The 21,180-nt window shown below is 62.0% G+C and carries 20 protein-coding genes; 10 read left to right on the top strand and 10 right to left on the bottom strand.

Annotated features, from left to right (window positions below):
* The first annotated feature begins 16 nt into the window (after window positions 1–16).
* On the top strand, window positions 17–367 hold the full coding sequence (locus tag HFC70_RS23090; protein ID WP_168475656.1) for a hypothetical protein: 351 nt from the start codon (window positions 17–19) through the stop codon (window positions 365–367).
* Between the two features lie 123 nt (window positions 368–490).
* Here HFC70_RS23090 and HFC70_RS23085 read toward each other — a convergent pair whose 3' ends face one another.
* The gene (locus HFC70_RS23085) at window positions 491–655 is read right to left on the bottom strand and encodes a DUF1328 domain-containing protein (protein WP_168475655.1); all 165 of its coding nucleotides are present in this window, start codon (window positions 653–655) and stop codon (window positions 491–493) included.
* Window positions 656–835: 180 nt separating this feature from the next.
* On the opposite strand from HFC70_RS23085, the gene HFC70_RS23080 reads away from it, so the two are divergent.
* Complete coding sequence (locus HFC70_RS23080; protein ID WP_168475654.1) at window positions 836–1,048, top strand: NepR family anti-sigma factor; 213 nt, start codon at window positions 836–838, stop codon at window positions 1,046–1,048.
* Window positions 1,045–1,611: an RNA polymerase sigma factor gene (locus HFC70_RS23075; protein WP_168475653.1), complete on the top strand. Its 567-nt coding sequence runs from the start codon at window positions 1,045–1,047 to the stop codon at window positions 1,609–1,611. Before HFC70_RS23080 ends, HFC70_RS23075 begins: the two co-directional genes overlap by 4 nt.
* Window positions 1,612–1,630: 19 nt before the next feature.
* On the opposite strand, the gene HFC70_RS27075 is transcribed toward HFC70_RS23075, so the two are convergent.
* Window positions 1,631–2,266 carry a hypothetical protein gene (locus HFC70_RS27075; RefSeq protein ID WP_246735930.1) on the bottom strand — a complete coding sequence of 212 codons (636 nt, stop codon included), beginning with the start codon at window positions 2,264–2,266 and terminating at the stop codon, window positions 1,631–1,633.
* Here HFC70_RS27075 and HFC70_RS23065 point away from each other — a divergent pair.
* Window positions 2,186–2,887 (top strand): Crp/Fnr family transcriptional regulator, encoded by a 702-nt coding sequence (locus HFC70_RS23065; protein WP_246735926.1) that lies wholly within the window; start codon window positions 2,186–2,188, stop codon window positions 2,885–2,887. The two genes, HFC70_RS27075 and HFC70_RS23065, sit on opposite strands and share 81 nt — an antisense overlap.
* Window positions 2,888–3,016: 129 nt before the next feature.
* On the opposite strand, the gene HFC70_RS23060 is transcribed toward HFC70_RS23065, so the two are convergent.
* Window positions 3,017–3,181, bottom strand: a complete 165-nt coding sequence (locus HFC70_RS23060) for a DUF1328 domain-containing protein (protein ID WP_168475650.1) — start codon at window positions 3,179–3,181, stop codon at window positions 3,017–3,019.
* Between the two features lie 211 nt (window positions 3,182–3,392).
* Between HFC70_RS23060 and HFC70_RS23055 the strand changes: the two genes are divergently transcribed.
* Window positions 3,393–4,334, top strand: coding sequence for a 1-phosphofructokinase family hexose kinase (locus tag HFC70_RS23055; protein WP_168475649.1), 942 nt, complete (start codon window positions 3,393–3,395; stop codon window positions 4,332–4,334).
* Here HFC70_RS23055 and ppsA read toward each other — a convergent pair.
* Window positions 4,331–6,730, bottom strand: coding sequence for a phosphoenolpyruvate synthase (ppsA, locus tag HFC70_RS23050; RefSeq protein WP_168475648.1), 2,400 nt, complete (start codon window positions 6,728–6,730; stop codon window positions 4,331–4,333). The genes HFC70_RS23055 and ppsA overlap by 4 nt on opposite strands.
* 317 nt (window positions 6,731–7,047) lie before the next feature.
* Here ppsA and exbB point away from each other — a divergent pair, with 317 nt between their 5' ends.
* From exbB to HFC70_RS23035, 3 genes are read left to right on the top strand one after another with little or no spacing between them, the layout of a single operon-like run.
* Window positions 7,048–8,229: a tonB-system energizer ExbB gene (exbB, locus tag HFC70_RS23045; RefSeq protein ID WP_168475647.1), complete on the top strand. Its 1,182-nt coding sequence runs from the start codon at window positions 7,048–7,050 to the stop codon at window positions 8,227–8,229.
* 4 nt (window positions 8,230–8,233) lie between these two features.
* Window positions 8,234–8,713 carry a TonB system transport protein ExbD gene (gene exbD / locus HFC70_RS23040; RefSeq protein WP_168475646.1) on the top strand — a complete coding sequence of 160 codons (480 nt, stop codon included), beginning with the start codon at window positions 8,234–8,236 and terminating at the stop codon, window positions 8,711–8,713.
* Window positions 8,710–9,657, top strand: coding sequence for an energy transducer TonB (locus HFC70_RS23035; RefSeq protein WP_168475645.1), 948 nt, complete (start codon window positions 8,710–8,712; stop codon window positions 9,655–9,657). Before exbD ends, HFC70_RS23035 begins: the two co-directional genes overlap by 4 nt.
* Here HFC70_RS23035 and HFC70_RS23030 read toward each other — a convergent pair.
* The 3 genes from HFC70_RS23030 to HFC70_RS23020 form a co-directional block, all read right to left on the bottom strand.
* On the bottom strand, window positions 9,654–11,180 hold the full coding sequence (locus HFC70_RS23030) for a bifunctional aminoglycoside phosphotransferase/ATP-binding protein (protein WP_168475644.1): 1,527 nt from the start codon (window positions 11,178–11,180) through the stop codon (window positions 9,654–9,656). The genes HFC70_RS23035 and HFC70_RS23030 overlap by 4 nt on opposite strands.
* Window positions 11,181–11,350: 170 nt before the next feature.
* A complete protein-coding gene (locus tag HFC70_RS23025; RefSeq protein ID WP_168475643.1) occupies window positions 11,351–12,892 on the bottom strand; it encodes an aldehyde dehydrogenase family protein in 1,542 nt (513 codons plus the stop codon).
* Between the two features lie 56 nt (window positions 12,893–12,948).
* A complete protein-coding gene (locus HFC70_RS23020; RefSeq protein ID WP_168475642.1) occupies window positions 12,949–14,232 on the bottom strand; it encodes an FAD-binding oxidoreductase in 1,284 nt (427 codons plus the stop codon).
* Window positions 14,233–14,455: 223 nt separating this feature from the next.
* Here HFC70_RS23020 and HFC70_RS23015 point away from each other — a divergent pair, with 223 nt between their 5' ends.
* Both HFC70_RS23015 and HFC70_RS23010 read left to right on the top strand, forming a co-directional pair.
* Entirely contained in the window at window positions 14,456–15,394 is a 939-nt protein-coding gene (locus tag HFC70_RS23015; RefSeq protein ID WP_168475641.1) for a LysR family transcriptional regulator, read from the top strand.
* A 92-nt stretch (window positions 15,395–15,486) separates the two neighbouring features.
* On the top strand, window positions 15,487–15,723 hold the full coding sequence (locus tag HFC70_RS23010; RefSeq protein WP_168475640.1) for an Lrp/AsnC ligand binding domain-containing protein: 237 nt from the start codon (window positions 15,487–15,489) through the stop codon (window positions 15,721–15,723).
* Window positions 15,724–15,736: 13 nt separating this feature from the next.
* Here the strand turns inward: HFC70_RS23010 and HFC70_RS23005 are convergent, their stop codons facing one another.
* The 3 genes from HFC70_RS23005 to glnT all read right to left on the bottom strand — a co-directional run bounded on the left by HFC70_RS23005 (window position 15,737) and on the right by glnT (window position 21,106).
* Window positions 15,737–18,667 carry an aminotransferase gene (locus tag HFC70_RS23005; protein ID WP_168475639.1) on the bottom strand — a complete coding sequence of 977 codons (2,931 nt, stop codon included), beginning with the start codon at window positions 18,665–18,667 and terminating at the stop codon, window positions 15,737–15,739.
* Between the two features lie 116 nt (window positions 18,668–18,783).
* Entirely contained in the window at window positions 18,784–19,668 is an 885-nt protein-coding gene (gene purU, locus HFC70_RS23000) for a formyltetrahydrofolate deformylase (RefSeq protein WP_168475638.1), read from the bottom strand.
* 130 nt (window positions 19,669–19,798) lie between these two features.
* Entirely contained in the window at window positions 19,799–21,106 is a 1,308-nt protein-coding gene (gene glnT / locus HFC70_RS22995) for a type III glutamate--ammonia ligase (RefSeq protein ID WP_168475637.1), read from the bottom strand.
* Between the last annotated feature and the right edge of the window lie 74 nt (window positions 21,107–21,180).

Here is a 21,180-nt window from a genome sequence, read left to right as displayed (position 1 = left end):
CAGAAGGAGAGCGACAATGATGAGCTTTGCCGCCGTTATGGTGCTGGTTGCCTGCCCATCTGATCAGACGGCCTGTATTCAGGAGCCGGTCGTCGTTATCTCCTATGCCGATTCAAAAGCCTGCAGGGCCGATCTCGATCGCGAGGTCAGCAAGGCAGGGAGGTATGCAGCGCTGATCTACGGTGACTGCATTCCGGTCGATCCGGCGCTTCTGGCTGGACGCATGGCTATCCGCCAGGAAATGTCCGCAGAAAGGCTCGCCGCCTTGTCGCCCGCCAAGGCGTTGCCGGCAAAGAGCCGTGCCATGGCGCTTGTTGCGGACCCCCTGGCCATTCCCACGCCGCTGGAGCGCTACGAGCGTCGATAAGGGCTTATGGCCGACAGAGCTTCTTAGCCATAGACGACTTGATTGCCTCATTTTCTTCCCGTCTGTCCCGCATAAAAAAACCGGACCAAAGGCCCGGTTTTTTATGCCGAAACGAAATCTCATTCAGGCGCGGCGGAAAAGCCGGCTTGCGAGCGAGAGCAGAAACAGGACGATGAAGATGAAAAAGAGTATCTTCGCAATGCCTGCAGACGCGCCCGCGATTCCGCCAAAGCCAAGGGCGCCGGCAATCAGGGCCACCACCAGAAACACCAACGTATAGTAAAGCATGAAGCATCTCCTCTGTAACGAATGATGTTTTTAACGTTGGGATTGGAAAAAGGTTCCGTTCTAAGTTGCGCGATGCATCTTCTGGCGGCAGCATAGGCCAGAAAAAATTCCGCATCGAGGGGAACCTTATCGCCGATGTGCCGTTCCCTTCCACAATGCTTTCAAACCTGTTGGAACAGTATGACCAAACATCACGACATAGCCGATACCGGAGCTGACGACGGCGCCCTGACGGCAGGGCCTTATTCCAGCATTTCGTCCAAGTTGCGCCAGTTTTATCAATCCGTTCAGGAAGAGGGAATCCCTGACAGATTTGTGTCGCTTCTGGAGCGGCTGGATGAAGCCGAGAAGACGGCTGGACACGGTATGGGCATGAAGGACAACACTCAATGAGCGTTGAAAAAGAAGCGAACGATCGCAGTTTCAAGAGAGAATTGCTGGCCGCCTTGCCAAATCTACGGGCATTTGCCGTGTCTTTGACGGGGAGGCATCATGTGGCCGACGACCTCGTGCAGGACACGATCATGAAAGCCTGGGCCAAGCAGGATCACTTCGAGCCCGGGACCAACATGAAAGCCTGGCTGTTCACCATTCTGCGCAATGAATTCTATTCCCAGATGCGCAAGCGCGGCCGCGAAGTGTCCGATTCCGATGGCATCTTCACCTCGCAGCTGTCGGTTCACCCGCAGCAATACGGCGCTCTCGACCTGCAGGACTTCAAGAAGGCTCTGGATCAGCTGCCGAACGACCAGCGCGAGGCGATCATCCTGGTCGGTGCGTCCGGCTTTGCCTACGAGGAAGCGGCCGAGATTTGCGGTTGCGCCGTCGGCACGATCAAGAGCCGCATCAACCGCGCTCGAAACCGCCTGCAGGAAATCCTTGGCGTTTCGGGTGAGGGTGACTACGGCCCCGATGCCCATAGCTCCGCGGTGACCAAGAGAGCGTTTGCTGTTTGAGCGAAAGGAACTCCGCTCCTCAGGTTGGCGATCTGTCGCCGGCCTGACGAACGGCGTCGATAATGATCTTGTCGTCGAAAGGCTTGGCGACGATGATGCTGCGGCCCAGTTGGGGCAGCGTTGCCGATATGTCGTCGTAGGATGACAGGAAAACCGGCACTGCGCCGTGCTCCTCGATGAAATGGGCGAATTCGATATTGCGGTTGATCGAGGGCGCAGCGTCCAGCACGACCACATCGTAGCGCGCGGTGGCCAGCTCCGCCTCAAGGTCGTAGCGTGGACAGACTTTCACAACGCATCCAAGCGCTTCCGTGAGAATGCCCTCCACCTCCATGGCGATCAGCAACTGCTTCTCGGCAACGAGAACCCGAATTGGCCGGCAAATCATGGCTTCCGCCTCCTTAAAAAGGCCATATGGATCGTCGGGCTGCATACTGTCATTTAAAAAAGACATAGCCGGCCAGGGAATGGAACAATCGGGCCTGCCGGGGATTTCAAGAAGAAATGCACAGGGGACATGATGGCGGCCGAAAGACAGAAGAATGGGATCCACACGGCATGTCTTGAATGTCCCTTGCGAAAAATCGAACATTTCCGTGAATTTACGCCAACGGAGCTCGAATTCGTGCGGCGATTCCGCAAGGGCGAGTTTCATGCCGATGCCGGCACGACGATTCTGGTCGAAGGCAGCCATAGCGCGCATCTCTACACGGTGCTTGAGGGCTGGGGCTTCCGCTACAAGATTCTGGAGGATGGTCGTCGGCAGATCCTCAACTACATTGTCCCAGGCGACATGATCGGCCTGCAGGGGGCGGTCTTCGATGAAATGGCCCATTCGGTCGAGGCTCTGACGCCGATGACGCTATGCGTCTTCGAACGCGACCATCTGTTCTCTCTTTTCCAGAAGCATGCTGGGCTCGGCTATGACCTGACCTGGATCGCCTCGCGCGAAGAGTCGATTCTCGATGAGCACCTCCTGAGCATAGGACGCAGGACCGCCCTGGAGCGGGCGGCCTACCTGCTGGCCTTCCTTTTCGACCGGGGAAAGGCCGTCGGGCTGATCAACGGCAACAGACGCCAGTTGCCGCTGACCCAGGCTCATATTGCCGACACCCTTGGCCTGTCGATCGTTCACACCAACAAGACATTGCGCAAGCTGGCCGCCAAAAACCTCGTGCGATGGCTTGACCGCGGCTGCGAAGTTCTCAATCCTGAAGGTCTGCAGGACATCGCCGACTGGCATCCGGGCGCCATCGCGAAGCGCCCGTTCATCTGAACCGGCGGCGCTCGTCGCGTGCTGTCGCATGCGGCGTTTGCCGGCGTTTTCCTCATCCCAAACGCAAAACCCGCCGCGGCTGTCTGAGCCGGGCGGGCCTGCAGGAATTGATCGGGCGCTACGTCTCCGTCAGGCGACGATCAAGACGCCGGATACGAGGGCGATGATCAGGACGACCAGGACGATAAAGATCAAGATCTTGGCAATACCGGCCGATGCACCAGCCACACCGCGAAAGCCCAACAGACTTGCTACTGCCGCGATGAGAAGGAAGACCAGAATCCAATAAAGCATACGTTTCTCCTTTGAAAAGTTGTTCAATCAACGATGCCGCTCCACGATTGTTCCATCATTGTTTGCAGTGATCTTCTTTTCCAGTCAGGTGGATCTTCCACGCGGGATCTCCTGGATGGGCCACGCAACCGCGGTGGATCGGCCGTTTTCGGCACCAGGCAAGCCGCGCCAGCATCTTTTCATTGTCACAATAAGACGCTAGCTATTTGCCATGACAAAAATCCTCAGCCTTGCCCTTAACCCGGCCATCGATATCTCTACGGATGCGGTGAAGGTCGGCCATACCCACAAGACCCGGACCCATAACCAGCGCCAGTTTCCAGGCGGCGGCGGGATCAACGTGGCGCGTGTCATTGCCGAACTGGGGGGACAGTCGGATCTGGCCTACCTGTCCGGTGGCGGCAGCGGCATTCTTCTTGAAAGCATGCTCTCGACGCTTGCCGGCCAGCAGCATGTCTTCAAGATCCATGACGCCGTGCGCATTGCCTTCATGGTGCATGAAGAATCGACCAATTTCGAATACCGCTTCGTACCGGAAGGGCCGCTGGTCACCGAGGCCGAGGTCCAACCGGTGTTCGATCTGCTGGAGGCCAGCGATGCCGACTATGTGGTGGCCAGCGGCAGCCTGCCGCGCGGCCTGCCGGCCGATACCTATGCCCGGATGGCCGATATTGCCGCCCGACAGGGCGCGCGCTTCGTGATCGATACATCGGGCGAGGCGCTGCACGAGACACTGACCCGCTCGCGAGTGTTTCTGATGAAACCGAGCAGCGGCGAACTGGAGAGTTTTGCCGGCCGAAAGCTCGACACGGAAGGTCTGATTGCTACTGCCTCCGAGATCGTTGCCAGCGGTGCGGCGCAGAACGTTGCCGTGACGCTCGGTGCTGACGGCGCCATGCTGGTGAATGCGGACGGGGTCATTCGGACGCCGGCCATCGACGTGCCGGTGCAGTCGGCGGTTGGCGCAGGCGACAGTTTCGTCGCCGGTATGGTGTGGTCGCTGGCCGAGGGCCACGAAATCGCTGAGGCCTTCCGCTTCGGCGTCGCAACCGGTGCCGCAGCCGTCATGACGTCCGGCACGGAACTGTGCCGGCGCGCGGATGTGCTGGCGCTCTACGAGGCCTCCTGCGCCACCTCGCAGTCCAAAGGTTAGGCCTGTTTCCTGCGGTCTGCTTTCTCCGCTTCCGCGACGATCTGTTTGACGGCGATGAAGCTGTCCGGGCTCACCGACATCGAGTTGATGCCGCATTGCACGAGGAATTCTGCGAATTCCGGGTGGTCGCTGGGTGCCTGGCCGCAGAGGCCGATCTTGGCGCCGGCCTTGCGGGCCTCAATGATCACTTTCTCGATCATCCATTTCACCGCTTCGTCCTGCTCGTCGAACAGGTCTGCCAGTTCGCCGGAATCCCGGTCGACGCCGAGCGTCAGCTGGGTCAGATCGTTCGAGCCGATCGAGAAGCCGTCGAAACGATTGGCGAACTTGGCGGCCAGAATGACGTTGGACGGGATCTCGCACATCACATAGACCTGCAGGCCGTTGTCGCCACGGGTCAGGCCATTCTCCGCCATGACAGCCAGAACCTTGTCGGCCTCTCCGACCGAGCGGCAGAAGGGGATCATCACCACGACATTGGTAAAGCCCATTTCGTCGCGCAGCCGCTTGATGGCTTGGCATTCCAGCGCAAAGCCTTCGCGGTAGCGCGGCGAGTAATAGCGCGAGGCGCCGCGAAAGCCGATCATCGGGTTTTCTTCGGCCGGTTCGAATTCCGCGCCGCCGATCAGTCCGGCATATTCATTGGTCTTGAAATCGCTCATGCGCACGATGGCGGGTTTCGGATAAACCGCCGCGGCCAGCCGACCGAGGCCGAGAGACAGCTTATCGACGAAATAGTCGGGCTTGCTGGCATAGCCTGCCGTCAACGCGGCGATGTTCTCCTTGGCCTTGTCATCCCTCAAGGTCTCGAAATGCACGAGCGCCATCGGGTGAACCCGGATGGCATTGCTGACGACGAATTCCATACGGGCCAGCCCGATGCCATCGGCCGGCAGGCGCCACCAGCGGAAGGCCGAGCCCGGATTGGCCAGGTTGAGCATTACCTGGGTCTCGGTGGCCGGCAGATTGGAAACGTCAAGCTCCTCGACTGTGACGTCGGCAATGCCGTCATAGACGAAGCCCTCGTCGCCTTCCGCGCAGGAAATCGTTACGTCCTGGCCGGAATGCAGGATCTCCGTCGCATGGCCGGCGCCGACGATGGCCGGCAGGCCCAGTTCGCGACTGACGATGGCGGCATGGGATGTTCGCCCGCCGTGATCCGTGACGATGGCCGCAGCGCGCTTCATGATCGGCACCCAGTCCGGGTCGGTGGTCTGGGTCACCAGGATGGAGCCGTCGACGAATGAGCCGATATCCCTGGCGCTTTCGATCAGGCAGACCTGGCCGGTCGCCACCGCATCGCCGATCGACAGGCCCTTGACCAGCATCTTGCCCTTGTTGTGGATCGCATAGGTCTTGAAGGCACCGGCGCCGCGGCGCGCCTGCACTGTCTCCGGCCTCGCCTGGACGATATACATCGCACCGGTGCGGCCGTCGCGCGCCCATTCCATATCCATCGGGCAACCGTAATGGGCTTCGATGGTTGCGGCCCATTGGGCGAGGGTCACGATTTCGGGATCACTCAGAACATAGGCAGCCCGTTCGACCTTGGAGGTCGGCACGTTACGGGTCGGGGTCTCGCCAGTGGCGTAGATCATCTTGATCTCCTTGGCGCCGCGTTTCTTTTCGATGATCGGCACCAGGCTCGGCTTGTCGAGCAAGGGTTTGAACACCTGATATTCGTCGGGATCGACCGTGCCCTGCACGACATTCTCACCCAGGCCCCAGGCGGCATTGATCAGCACGACCTTGTCGAAGCCGGTTTCGGTGTCGATGGAAAACATGACGCCGGATCCGCCGAGATCGGAGCGAACCATCTGCTGGACGCCGATCGACAGGGCGACCTTCATGTGGTCAAAACCCTTGGTCTTGCGATAACTGATCGCCCGGTCGGTGAAGAGCGATGCATAGCAACGCCGGCAGGCATCGATCAGGGCAGCATCGCCCTTGATGTTCAGAAAGGTTTCCTGCTGGCCGGCAAAGCTTGCGTCTGGCAGATCCTCGGCCGTGGCGCTGGAGCGAACGGCAACTTCCACCTCGGCGACACCGGCCCGGCGCGACAGTTCGCGATAGGCTTCCCGGATCGCAGTGGACATCTCGGCCGGCCAGTCACCTTTCAGAAAAATGGCGCGGATCGCCTTGCCGGTTTCGGCCAGCGTCGCCTTGCCGGCATCCCATTCGGCCAGCAGGTCCGTCATCCGCGTCTTCAGGTCATTGGCCTCGACATAGCGCCAATAGGCGTCTGCCGTCGTGGCAAAGCCAGGTGGCACATGGATTCCCTTGGGCTCCAGTGTCCGGACCATTTCGCCCAGCGAGGCATTCTTGCCCCCCACCTTGGCCACATCCTGGCGGCCGAGGGTTTCGAACCATGCGATGGATTGCGATGCTGCCGTCATGTCCTATCTCCCTTCCGGGTGGTCTTGTTGTGGCGCAACCATCAGTCTGGTCACCCGGCTGAGTTGAGCTTACGGGAACGAGCACGGGACGCTTTGACAGAAATCAAAGGCTCTCGCGGTTGCAGGCCCCCGGGCGCAACCGTTGCCCATGGCCGGAATTTCGGCTGGGATGATTCTCGTTGCGCTGCAACTTATTACTTGTAAACGAAACTCAAGTTTATTATCGGAAGAGATGGTTTTGCGATTTATCGCGCCATTGTCCTGGCTGCGGGCCGATGCGGACTAGACAAAATCGACGTTTCGAGAAGGAAATCGCCATGATCTTTCGCTCCCAAGTGTCCCTCGCCACGGCAGCGATGCTGGCCTTGCTCTTGAGTGCTGCGATCGACAATAGCGGCTTTGCCCTGGCCCAGGAAACCGCTCCAGCGGCTTCCGTACCTGCTGCTCCCACTGCGGTCGTGCCGGCTCCTGTCCCGACGACAAGTGAAACGCCTGCCGTTGCTACGCCAACGACGTCCCGGCCGGTTGCTGTGGCGCCATCGGCGGTGCCGAGCGGGACCGCTACGCCGGGTGAAGTTCCTGCAACGCCTGCGCTGCCCGCCGCACAGTCCGCGCCTGCTCAGGATGCCGTTCAGGCCGCGCCAGCGAGCCCGCAGACGGCACCGGGAACCTCCGAACCTGCTCCCTCGACGGAACCGCAGGCCCCAGCGTCCGACGCTGTTGCAGCCGAACCGGCGGGCGGCATGTTCAGCGACCTCATCGAGATCCCGCGCTCCGATCTTCCGCACGACCTGTCGCCAATCGGCATGTTCCTGGCGGCGGACTGGGTGGTGAAGTCTGTGATGATCGCGCTTGCGTTTGCGTCCTTCCTGACCTGGACCATTCTCATTGCCAAGACATTGCAGATGGCCGGTGCCAAGGCGCGGGCGCAGCGGGGCCTGAAGACCGTGCGCAATGCCAAGACGCTCGGCAATGCCGTGACCGCCATGGGCCGGCGCCGCGGCGTTGTGGCGCTGATGCTCGCCACGGCAAGCCAGGAACTGCAGTTTTCCGACCAGGCGATCGACCATGCCGGCGGTGACGGCGTCAAGGAGCGGGTCGGCTCGGCGCTTACGCGGATCGAAGTGCAGGCCGGCCGCCATATGGCCAACGGCACGGGGATTCTGGCTACCATCGGTTCGACCGCACCTTTCGTCGGGCTGTTCGGCACGGTCTGGGGCATCATGAATTCGTTCATCGGCATTTCGGAATCCCAGACGACCAATCTTGCGGTCGTGGCACCCGGTATTGCGGAAGCGCTGCTGGCAACGGCGATCGGTCTGGTCGCAGCCATTCCGGCGGTGGTGATCTACAATGTCTTTGCCCGTTCGGTGACCGGATACCGCCAGATCCTGGCTGATGCTGCAGCCGGCGTCGAGCGACTGGTCAGCCGCGATCTCGACTTCCGCAAGGTGCCGACCGAAAACCGGGCGGCGAAAATCAAGCTTGTGACGGAGTAAGGCCATGGCAGGCGGTATTCGTGAAGGGGCCGGCGACGATCTGGTCGAGAACCACGAAATCAACGTGACGCCGTTCATCGACGTCATGCTGGTTCTGCTGATCATCTTCATGGTAGCGGCACCGCTGGCCACCGTCGATGTCAATGTCGACCTGCCGGCTTCCACATCGACCCCCGCGGAACGTCCTCCTGAACCGGTCTATGTGACGCTCAAGGATGACCTGACGCTCAATCTCGGCAACAATCCCGTGGCGCGCGAAGCGCTGGCAGCCGATCTCGACCGGATGACCGAGGGCAAGAAAGACACCCGGATCTTTCTTCGTGCCGACAAGGCCGTCGACTATGGCCAGTTCATGGAAATCATGAACCTGCTGCGCGATGCCGGCTATCTGAAGATCGCGCTGGTGGGCCTTGAAACATTGCCACAGCCGATTGCATCGTCGCCAGACGAAACACCGCCGGCGCCCGAGGGCCAGCAACCATGACAGTTCCTCCGGTGCAGCGTCGGTTTTCCCTTGCCGAACTGGCCCTGTGGTCGAGTGCCGGCATTTTCGCTTTCGTCGCCCATGCCGGAGCCGTGGCGCTGATGCTGCAGCAGCCAGCCGAAATGGCGGCCGCCGACGCGCCGCCGGCTGCGATCATGATCGAAATGGCGCCGGAGCCGGTGGCCGTCAACACGGAAGAAGACCAGATCGTCCCCGACGAGGTCGATGCCGAGGAAATCAAGACGGCAACCACCGAGCCCTTGCCGGAGCCGATCGTCGAGCCGCCGCCGGAGCCCATGCCCGAGCCCGTTATCGAGCCCGTGGTTGAGCAGGAACCCCTTCCGGAACCGGAGCCGACGCCACCTGAGATCGTTGAACCGATGCCGCCCGAGCCGCTGCCGGAACCGGTGGAAGAGGTGGACCCGATCGAGGAAATGATGAAGGCCGAACTCGAGAATGTCGAGGTGCCTTTGCCGATCCTGCGTCCGCCGCCGCCGCCGGAAACGAAGAAAGAGGAGGTTGCCGAAAAGCAGCCACCGAAGAAGAAGACTGTCACTCCCCCGCCGCCGGCATCGAAGGCGGCCAAGCAGGCCAAGGCGCAGGTGCAGCAATCCGACCGGACAGCCGCCGCACAGAACAGCACGGGTGCCGCGCAATCGTCGGTTTCGCCGGCGCGCTGGCAGTCACGCCTGATGTCGCATCTGGAGCGTCGCAAGCGCTATCCGAGCGAGGCCAAGGCCAACAAGGAACAGGGAACGGCCTATGTGCGGTTCCGGATCGACGATTCCGGCAATGTGCTGTCTGTGTCGCTGTCGCGTTCCTCGGGCTATGCGTCACTCGACCGAGCGGTGATCGAGATGGTGCAGCGCGCCTCGCCGGTTCCGGCTCCGCCGCCCGGTGCCAACAAGACCATCACGGCGCCGGTGAAGTTCAACATCCGCTAAAGGCTTGCCAGAAGCTCTTTTGTTCGCAGGAACACTTCGAGCGGCGTTCCGGCTGCCGAGATGTGGTGCCAGTCTATGGTGCCGGTTGCCTTTGCCATTTGGCGTTCCAGAATATCGGGCGTGGCGTCGGACGGACCTTTCGGCCGAGCGATCACCCGATCCTTCAGCACATTCGCGTCCGCTTCCAGCCAGATCCCGGTAAACGGCACACCGAGGTCTCGCGCGACCGCTTCCATGGCGGCGCGGTCTGCCGCACGGTCGAAAACAGCGTTGGCGATCACGGTGCCGTTGCTGCTCAAGATGCTCTCGGCCTTGCGGCATAGGCTATCGTAGACTTTAGCGGAGACCTCCGGAGCATAGGCCTCCGGTGGCAGGGGCTCGCTCGGCCGCCGGCCGAACATCGCCTTGCGGATACGGTCGCTTTCCAGCATCCGGGCGCCGGGCGGGCCGCCGATATGTGGCGCCAGGGCCTCAGCCAATGTCGACTTGCCCGAACCGCTGAAGCCGCCGATCACCACCAGCCCCGGCTTTGCGGGCTTCAGCAGTTCCCGCGCGAAGTCGAAATAGGAGGTGGCGCTGGCCGTCAATTCTCCCGAGCCATCGCCGATTTCGGCGATCTGGGTTCCGGTGACATGGGCGCGCACGGCGGCTCTGACGGCCATGAAAAAGGGCAGGAGGGTAAAGCCATCGTCATCGCCCGTAACATCGAGGTAGCGGTTGACGACCGTGTTGGCGAATTCCGGAAAGCCGCGATGCCAGAGGTCCATCAGCAGGAATGCCAGGTCATAGAGGGTATCGATCGTGGCGATCTGGTCGTTGAAGTCGATGCAGTCGAACAGGCGTGGGCCGGATCTCGTCATGTAGATGTTGCGCAGGTGCAGATCGCCATGGCAGAGGCGCACCTTGCCTGCAGCCTCGCGGCTATCCATGGCCGCCACATGGGTCGTCCAGGCCTGCCGGAATGCCGCGGTCAGCGCGGAGACATCCGCTTTGGCAAAGACCTCGCTGGTCGCAAAGCCGCCTTCGTTGATATCGAGAACGCCGGCCATGTTGGCCGATCCGCTGCCGTCATGCATCACAGGCGCCTTGGCATGGAATTCGGTGATCGTCACTGCGGTTTCTTCCATCACCGCCTTGCTGAGCTTGCCCTCGGTCGCCATGCGATCGAACAGGTCGTGCTGGCGGAACCGCTCCATCTCCACGACGGCATCGACCGGTTCGCCGGTTCCGTCGAAGGCCAGGTGACCGTCGGCCTCGCGGGTGATGCGGCGGACACCGAGATAGAGATCGGGCGCCGCGCGGCGATTGAGTTCGATCTCTCGCTCGCAGAAGGCCAGGCGCAGGTCATAGGTCGAGAAGTCTACATAGGGCAGCTTGACGGCGCGTTTCAGCTTGAAAGCGCGAGCTTCGATGAGAAAGACCAGCGAGATATGGGTCTCGATGATCTTGACCTTGCCCGTCTGTCCATAGCTTGCCGCGTCGCTCAGAAAGGCGATGGTGGCCGATTGGTCCTGTATGTCCATGCGTGCCTCGGGCGTCCTATGGTCGTCGTGCCGGCACCTTGGCCGATTTCACCGGCCAAGACCAGTCGACCTTAGGCTGGATGCCACCATGTCGCGCCTGTCTACGAAAAAAGCCGCGTCGACCCTTTCAGGTGCAACGCGGCTTTGAATGCTTGTCTCAGCAGGTGTGATCAGCCCACGTCGAACTTGACGCCCTGAGCGAGCGGCAGGGTCTTGCCGTAGTTGATGGTATTGGTGGCGCGGCGCATATAGGCCTTCCATACATCCGAGCCGGACTCACGCCCGCCGCCGGTTTCCTTCTCGCCACCGAAGGCGCCGCCGATTTCCGCGCCCGACGGGCCGATATTGACATTGGCAATGCCGCAATCGGAACCGCGTGCCGACGTGAAGGTTTCGGCCTCCTGCATGTTGTTGGTGAAGATCGATGACGACAGGCCCTGCGGCACGTCGTTGTTCATGTCCAGCGCCTCGTCGAATTCGGCATATTTGACGACATAGAGGATCGGCGCAAAAGTCTCGTCCTTCATCGGGCCGGACTGTTCCGGCATTTCGACGATGGCCGGCCTGACGTAATAGGCGTCTGCCGCTTCGGTCTGCAGCAACCGCTCGCCACCGGAGACCTTGCCGCCAGCCGCCTTGGCCGCTTCAAGGGCGGTCTGCATGCGCTCAAACGAGGCCTTGTCGATCAGCGGGCCGACCAGTGTCGTGCTTTCGAGCGGATTGCCGACGGAGACCGAGCCATAGGCCTGGATCAGGCGGGGCACGAGCTTGTCATAGACGCTTTCATGCACGAACAGGCGGCGCAGCGAGGTGCAGCGCTGCCCGGCCGTGCCCATGGCCGCGAAGGCGACGCCGCGCAGCGTCAGGTCGAGATCGGCGGTCGGGGCCACGATGGCTGCATTGTTGCCGCCGAGTTCGAGGATCGAACGGGCAAAGCGGGTGGCCAGACGCGGGCCGACCTTGCGGCCCATGGCCGTCGAGCCGGTGGCCGAGACCAGGGCGATCTTTTGATGGTCGACCATCACTTCGCCGATCTCGCGTCCGCCGATCAGCAGGGTCGAGAGATTGGCCGGAGCCGTGCCGCCTTCGGCGACGAAGCGCTTCAGGGCCTTTTCGAAGATCGCGTGGGTGGCGATTGCCGTCAGGGGCGTCTTTTCCGAAGGCTTCCAGACGATCGAATTGCCGCAGACCAGCGCCAGCGCTGCGTTCCACGACCAGACGGCGACCGGAAAATTGAAGGCCGAAATGATGCCGACGGCACCGAGCGGATGCCAGGTTTCCATCATCCGGTGTTCCGAGCGCTCGGTGGCGATCGTCAGGCCGTAGAGCTGGCGGGACAGGCCGACTGCGAAGTCGCAGATATCGATCATTTCCTGCACTTCGCCGAGGCCTTCGGAGACGATCTTGCCAACTTCGATCGATACCAGACGTCCAAGCGCCTGCTTGGCCGAGCGCAGTTCTTCGCCCAGCAGGCGGATCAGTTCGCCGCGCTTGGGGCCGGGCACGAGGCGCCATTCCTGGAAGGCCTTGTGGGAGGCTTCGATGGCGGCAGCGGTCGCTGCGGCGTCGATTTCCTTGACCTGCGCCAAAGCCGTGCCGCTGATCGGCGACTGGACGGCCAGCGTGCCGCCGGAAAGCTGGTCGGCGGAGACGCCGAGATCGGCCATAATGGCGCGCACATCAGCGGCAAGATCGAGTGGAGCGAGGCTCATGGGTGTTCCCTTCTTTGGAAGTGTCGTCTTGTTGCGGTTCGGGCCAGTTGCACCGTTCAGGCGCGGGCTCCGGCAAAATGGGCAAGCTGCGCGCCGGCTTCGTACCATGTCTCCTTGAGGGTACGGAAGGGCGGATCGCGCGGATCGGTGAGCGGCAGCGGCAGGTCGCTTTCCGGCAGTTCGCCGAGGATATGTCTGGCCAGAACCTTGCCGAACACCGTTCCCGGCGCAATGCCGCGACCGTTATAGCCGGAAAAGCCGACGACGTTCGGCGCGAACTTATGAAAGCGTGGCAGGGCATTGGCGGTCATGCCGATCCTGCCGTACCACTCGCTTTCGAAATCGACGTCGCCGAGTTGCGGGAAGAGCTGCTTGAGGCTGCGGCGGGCCCAGGCCTTGTGGATCGCCGAGCCGGTGCCGCGAAGCGCGCCGACGCTGCCGAAAACCAACCGGCCGGCCTCATCCATACGGAAGGAGGAGAGCACTTCCTTGGTGTCCCAGCAACCTTCGTTGCCGGGCAGGATGGTGCGGCGAAGGTTGTCGCCAAGTGGCCTTGTGGCGAGATTGAAATAGGGCAGGAGCACCTGTTCGGTGCGAACCTTTTCCCAAGGGCCGGTGCTGTAGGCATCCGTGGCAACCACGATCCAGTCTGCCGATACGCTGCCGCGGTGGGTCCTGACCCGCCAGCCGGTGCCCTGGCGCTCGGTCGCGGTCACTTCGCTGCCCGTGTGCAGGACAGCGCCGGCCTTGACGGCCGCATGGGCGAGACCCCGCACATAGGCGAGCGGCTGCAGGGTGCCGGCCCGCCGGTCGAGCAGCGAGCCGCTATAGCCCTCGGTGCCGATGCGCGATGCGGTCTCGGCGGCGTTCAAAACCTCGACCGGTGCGCCGCGCTTCTGCCACTGTGCAGCGCGCTGTTCGATTTCCTTGAAGCCGGCTGCGCCGACCGCGCAGTGCAAGGTGCCGGCCTTCTGCAGCTCGCAGGCAATGCCATGGGTCTCGATGAGGTCCATGACCACGCTCGGCCCGTTGCCGAGCAGATCGAGCAGTCTTTCGCCATGCACAGGCCCGAGTTCGCCCGGCAGATCGTCGGGCATGACCCACATGCCGGCATTGATCAGGCCGACATTGCGGCCGGCGCCGCCAAAACCGATTTCCTTGGCTTCCAGCAGAATGACGCGGCTGCCGGCACTGGCCAGATGCAGCGCGGCCGAAATGCCGGTATAGCCGCCGCCGACAATCACCACGTCCGCTCTGGCATCGTCCGTAAGCGGCACCGTTACCGGAGGCTCAGGCGCCGTCTTTTCCCAGAGGCCGTGGGAGCGGGGATCGTTCAGCATGGGGCTTCTCCATCGGCTCTGCGGTGCACGGGGTGGCGCGCCGGGAAAGGGTGAAGTCCGGATGGACGGTTGGAGGACCGGCAGGTGGCCTGCCATCGCGGTGTCCAGCCCGTTTTGCCCGGCTTCATTCCAAAATATACAGTCGGCCATAATTAGGTGAGGATTTTTTCGACATATAACGATAATTTCTCAAGAGTTCATTCCATCAAGGCATAATACCCCCATGCTGCAGGCCCGCCGTTTCCTTCCCTCCCTGTCGCTGCTCGCCGCTTTCGAGGCTGCGGCCCGCACCGGAAGCGTGACTGCCGCTGCCCGCGAGCTGGATCTGACCCAGAGTGCGGTCAGCCGGCAGATCAAGGCGCTGGAGGATCAGCTCGGCGTCGAGTTGTTCCTGCGCGAGCGCCAGACCATTCGTTTGACCGTTGCCGGCGACGGTTATGCCCGCGAAATCCGCGAGGCGCTGCGGCGGATTTCCAGCGCTTCGCTCAACCTGCGCGCCAATCCGCATGGCGGCACGCTCAATCTCGCCATCCTGCCGACCTTCGGGGCACGCTGGCTGGCTCCGCGGCTCGGCAATTTCCTCAAAGCCAATCCCGGCATTACCATCAATCTGGTGACACGGCTGGTGCCTTTCGATTTCCGGCTCGATACGATCGATGCGGCGATCCATTTCGGACAACCGTCCTGGCCCGGCGGCGAGTTGACGCTGCTGATGAACGAGACCACCATTCCCGCCTGCAGTCCGGCGTTCAAGGAAAGTCATGTCCTCGCCGAGCCCAAGGATATGCTGAAGGTGCCGCTGCTGCATCTGATGACGCGGCCGGACGCCTGGGAGAAATGGCTCACGCTGAACGACGTACCGTTCGAGACGGTCAGCGGCATGCTGTTCGATCAGTTCGCGACCGCCGCCCAGGCGGCCAAAGCCGGCCTCGGCGTCGCGCTTTTGCCGGTGTTCCTGATCCAGGAGGAGCTGGAGCGCGGTGAACTGGTGGCGGCGATCGACCGGGAGATCGAGAGCAGCGCGCGTTATTATCTGGCCTTCCCCAAGGAACGGGCCAGCTATCCGCCGCTGGCTGCCTTTCGCGAATGGATCGTGGCTGAGGCGCAGGCTGCCATGGAAAGCGGCTGCCATAAATTGCCGGCGCACCGCTTGCAAGCCTAGGGCATTTGGGGGATAGTGCCGGCGATTTGCCGAACACCGGTCGCGGCCAGAGCCTTGGGGCTCACTCTCATCGACCGACGCAGGATTGTCTCATGAAGCCGATATTCGTCCAGCTGCAATGTGCCCCGGGCAAGACCTATGAGGTCGCAGACGCTATCTACAAGGCGGAGATCGTCTCCGAACTCTATTCGACCAGCGGCGAATACGACCTGCTGATGAAGGTCTACCTGACCGAGGACGAGGATGTCGGCAAGTTCGTCAACGAGAAGATTGCCTCGATCCCCGGCATTTCCCGCTCGCTGACGACGATGACGTTTACCGCCTTTTGAGCGACGGTTGCGCCTACCAGCCTTCCGAGAGAACCTTTTCCAGCATGTCGGCAAAGAAGTCGGCGCTTTCCTTCGCAAGGCAAAGCGGCGGCTTGATCTTCAACACGTTCAGATGGTCACCGGTCGGCTGCATGATGACGCCGAGATCGAGCAGGCGGTCGCAAATGGCGGCCGTCTCGGCCGTTGCCGGCTCCAGCGTGTCACGGTCGCGGACGAATTCCAGGCCGAGATAAAGCCCCATGCCATGCACGGCGCCAACCAGGGGGAAGCGTTGGCCTAGCGCTTCCAGCCGGCTTTTCAGGTAATCGCCGATGATGCGGGCGTTTTCCTGCAGGTCTTCGTCGCGCATGATGTCGAGCACGGTCATGCCGACCACGCAACTGACAGGACTGCCGCCGGACGAGGAGAAGAAATAGCCCTCCTTTTCGAAAGCCTCGGCGATCTCCCTACGGGTGATTACGGCACCGAGCGGCTGGCCGTTGCCCATGCCCTTGGCAATGGTGATGATGTCCGGCACGACCCCCTGCGTTTCGAAGCCCCAGAAATGATGGCCGAGCCGCCCGTAGCCGACTTGAACTTCGTCTGCGATACAAAGCCCGCCCCGGTCGCGCACCAGGGCATAGACTTGGCGAAGATAGCCCGGTGGCAAGGGAATGCCGCCAGCATTGCCATAGACGCTTTCGCAGACGATGCCGGCGAGCCCCGTTCCGGCCGCGTCGATTTCGGCAAGAGTTGCCGCAACGGCTTCGACATAATCGGTCGTCGAGGCTTCGCCGCGGAATTGGCCGCGATAGGTATTGGGCGAGAGAACGGGATGAACCCAATCCGGCCGGGTCTCCAGCGCACGCGGGTTGTCGGCTATGGATGTGGACACCGCGTCGCTGGCAACCGTCCAGCCGTGATAGGCCTCCAGCAGGCTCAGCATGTTGCGGGCGCCCGATGCCGCCCAGGCCAGCCGGATTGCCAGGTCGACGGCCTCCGAACCGCTGTTGACCAGGAAAACGGTGTCGAGGCCATCGGGGGCGAGGCCGGCGAGCCGTTCGGAAAACTCGGCAACCGAGGCATAGTGAAAGCGCGAATTGGTGTTGAGCAGCGACCATTGGTGGCCGGCGGCATGGGCCAGCCGTGGATGGCCGTGGCCGACCATGGTGACGTTGTTGACCATGTCGAGATAGGCGCGGCCCGTCGTGTCGAACAGATGCTCCTTCCAGCCGCGTTCGATCTGCGGCGGATGGGAATAATAATTCTTCTGAGGCGCGGCGAAATTGCGATGCCGGCGTTCGAGCAGTTTTTCGTCTTCGAGCGGTGGCGCATCGATATCCGTGCCGAACAGCGCCGATGGCGAGGGGCAGAGATGGCGCCAGGCCTGCGCATGGGCGGGTCTGGCAAACAGCGGTGGCACGAGATCGTCGTCCCGGCAGAATTGCAGCCGCAGGCCGCCGATCGTGCCGGGCGCGCCGGCAATGCGGCCGAGGTCCTGACCGGCCACCAACGGCGTTCCGTCATCGATCGGGCAATCCAACCCATGGATGTGCAGGGACAGGTCCTCTCCCCGCAGGATAATGTGCTGCTCGGTGGTCTGCAGCACGCCGTCGAATGGCGCCACCGCCAGGGTTTCGGCCGGCAGGCAGGCGTCAATATGCAGGGCGAAGGTGGCCGGTGCATGGGCGGAGAGCGGCTTGGTGTAGGACAGGCGATACTCGCCGTAACGGGTGGTGGCGACGCCGGTTTCGGCCGCGACCTGGGCCAGCAGTTTCCAGTCGATCTCCGGATCGGACCATTCGTCCTGGATGAAATCGAAGCTCCGGGTCGACAGGTCGGTCAGGCGAACGCTGTCGGGTTCGACGTCGGGCAACAGGCGGCCGATGTCCGGCAGGACTGCGGGAGTGTCGACAGTGTCACCGACGGCCTGCAGGATCGCCGTTTCCATCAGCGAGAAGGGCACCGATGTGGCGACTTCGAAGATCTCCCTTTCGTGGGCGGCGTTGTCGATCACATAGCCGTTGTCCGGATCGATGGCGCGCTGCTGCTCGCTGCTGGCGACCAGCACGCCGGCACGGGCGACGATCAGCGGCCAGAGAGCGCGCAGTTCGCTTGCATTCAGCGGGCTGACGGCATGAAAGGCCCGGACGGCCGGCAGGATGAAGAACGGATCATTGTCGGCATGGTGCAGCAGCGAGGCGCAGGTCACGGCGAGGTCGGCGACCAGCCAACTGGAGATGACATCGCCAAAATCGATCACGCCATCGGGGATCGGGCGGCCATCGGGGTCGGGCCGGCTGACGACGTTGTCGTCGGTGATATCCTGATGGATGGCCTGCACCGTGAGATCGGGCGTCAGCGGCCGCAGCCGCTTCATGGCGCTGATCATCGCCTTGGCGATCTGGTCGCGCAGCGGCCGGTCGGTCACCGCGCCCAGCAGGCGCAGCGCCACGGGGCCGGCGCGGCGAAGATCCCATTGCAGATCGCGCTCAAGGCCGTCGTGGGAGAAGTCCTTGAGGCCAAGGGCAACGCGCCCGGCAAGATCGCCAAGTGCGGCCACGGTCGTTGGGGGCAGATGTTTGCGGCGGGTCAGCGGTTCTCCCTCAAGATAGGAGAGCAGTCGGACCTGGTAGTTTTCACCGTCGACCGCGAGCGCGACGATATCGGTGCCGCTTGTGGAGGCGATCGGTTCCGGCACGCGGGCCATGCCATCGATGGCGCGCAGATGGCGCATGGCGGCGTTCTGGGCCTCCAGTTCGATGGTTGCATATTCGGCGCGGCAGATCTTCAGGACGAAGCGGACGGCGCCGGTGTCGATGCGGAAATTGCGGTCCTGCTGGCTGCCGAGTTCGACAATGCTGCCCTCGAGCCCGTAATGCTCTTTCAGGATGTCTGCCGCCTGCTCAATGGAGACGGCGGGCCGGGGGAGTTCGGTGCGCTCAAACAGAGTGCTGTCGGGCATGGTTGTTCTCCCTTGGAGACTCAAATTCAGCCGACAATATCAAACGCATAGCGCGCGTCCATCCCGGCCGCACTGATCTGCGGCCGGAGGTCTGCTTGAGGCATTAACCGAAAGCGTCAGCCCATGCGCTCGGAAGCGTAGGAACCGGGGCTTGCGGGGAAAACGACCGTGCGGTTGCCGTTGATGAAGGTGCGGTGATGGATATGCGCGTGGATGGCGCGGGCCAGCACCTGGCTCTCGACGTCGCGGCCGATCGAGACATAGTCCTCGCCCGACTGCGCATGGGTGATGCGGGCAACGTCCTGCTCGATGATGGGGCCTTCGTCGAGGTCTGCGGTGACGTAATGGGCCGTGGCGCCGATCAGCTTCACGCCGCGCTCGAATGCCTGCTTGTAGGGATTTGCGCCCTTGAAGCTCGGCAGGAAAGAGTGGTGGATGTTGATGATCCGTCCGGACATTTTCTGGCACATGCTGTCGGACAGGATCTGCATGTAGCGGGCCAGCACGATCAGTTCGGTGCCGGTCTGCTCGACCACTTCCATGATCCGAGCCTCGGCCTGCGGCTTGTTGGCCTTGGTGACCGGGATATGGTGGAACGGAATGTCGTGATTGACCACGACCTTCTGATAGTCGAAATGGTTGGAGATAACACCGACGATCTCGATTGGCAGCGCGCCGATCTTCCAGCGGTAGAGCAGGTCGTTGAGGCAGTGGCCAAAGCGCGACACCATCAGCAGCACCTTCATGCGGTGGGCCGAGTCATGCATCTCGAACGTCATGGCGAATTTCTCCGCGATCGGCGCGAAGCCCTCGAGCAGCTTGTCTCCGCTGAGGCCCTCTTCGGAGATGAAGCTGACGCGCATGAAGAACTTGCCGGTATCGAGGTCGTCGAATTGCGAGCTGTCGATGATGTTGCAGCCCTCGGCGGCGAGATAACCTGAAATCGCGGCGACAATGCCTCTGGTGGACTTGCAGGAAACCGTCAATACGTAGCTAGTCATATCTCAACCCTTATGCTCGGCCCGTGCAGGGCATGCGGCAGTTGTTTATCCCAAGTGAAAGGCGCCGGACAAGCTCCGGCGCCTTGTCGTTGGAATAGCTGTTCTGCGAATCGAACGATAATTCCGGCCCTCAGATGTCGAGCGTGGTGTCGCGCTCCCATTGGGTGAAGTGACCGGCATAAGCGTTCCACTCATTGTGCTTGAGCTTAAGATAGGCTGCGGAAAACTCCGTTCCCATTGCGTCTTTCAGAAGCGTATCCCCGTCGTATTGACGCAAGGCGTCGAGCAGATTGAGCGGAAGGCGCGGCGCGTCCTTTACCAGATGGCCTTCCTGATACATGTCGATATCGTGATGCGGGCCGGGATCGGCCTTGGTGCGCACGCCGTTGAGACCGCAGGCGATGATCACGGCCTGCAGTAGGTAGGGGTTGACGGCGCCGTCCGGCAGGCGGAGCTCGAAGCGGCCGGGACCCGGAACGCGCACCATATGGGTACGGTTGTTACCGGTCCAGGTGACCGAATTGGGCGACCAGGTGGCCCCGGAGGTGGTGCGCGGCGCGTTGATGCGCTTGTAGGAATTGACGGTCGGATTGGTGATGGCGGCCAGAGCCGAGGCGTGGTTCATGATGCCGCCCAGGAAATTCAGGCCCTTGGCGGACAGGCCGAAATCGGCATTGTCGTCGGCAAAGGCATTGTTTTTGCCCGGCAGGTCCCAGACCGAGATGTGGCAATGGCAGCCATTGCCAGTCAGTCCCTTGAAGGGTTTCGGCATGAAGGTGGCGCGCAGTCCGTGTTTTTCGGCCACGGATTTGACCATGAACTTGAAGAAGGAATGCTTGTCGGCGGTTTTCAGCGCGTCGTCAAATTCCCAGTTCATCTCGAACTGGCCGTTGGCATCCTCGTGGTCGTTCTGATACGGCCCCCAGCCGAGTTCCAGCATGTAGTCGCAGATCTCGGCGATAACATCGTAGCGCCGCATGATGGCCTGCTGGTCATAGCAGGGCTTTTCCGCCGTATCGAGACCATCGGAAATTTCCGAGCCGTCGGCGGAAATCAGGAAGAATTCCGCCTCGACGCCAGTCTTGACCCGCATGCCCTCGCTCTGGGCTTCACCGATCAGCCGCTTCAGCAGGTTGCGCGGCGCCTGCGCGACCGAGCGGCCTTCCATCATGCAGTCGGCCGCGACCCAGGCGACTTCCTTCTTCCACGGCAGCTGGATCACCGAAGAGGCATCCGGCAGGGCGAAGAGATCTGGATGGGCCGGTGTCATGTCGAGCCAGGTGGCAAAGCCGGCAAAGCCCGCCCCTTCGCGCTGCATGCCGGCAATCGCCTGGGCCGGCACAAGCTTGGCTCGCTGCCCACCGAACAGGTCGGTATAGCTGATCATGAAATATTTGATGCCATTGTCCTTGGCATAGGTTGCAAGATCGAGTGTCACGTCGTTCCCCTTTTGGATTTTTTAGACACTTGCGCGATAGTTCAGGGTGGGTTTTGCCCCTCACCCTAGCCCTC

Source organism: Agrobacterium sp. a22-2 (assembly GCF_012276985.1).
In the GTDB taxonomy this organism is placed as follows: Bacteria; Pseudomonadota; Alphaproteobacteria; order Rhizobiales; family Rhizobiaceae; genus Allorhizobium.
Note: the sequence above shows the minus strand (reverse complement) of the source record. Positions and strands in the feature narration are given on the sequence as shown.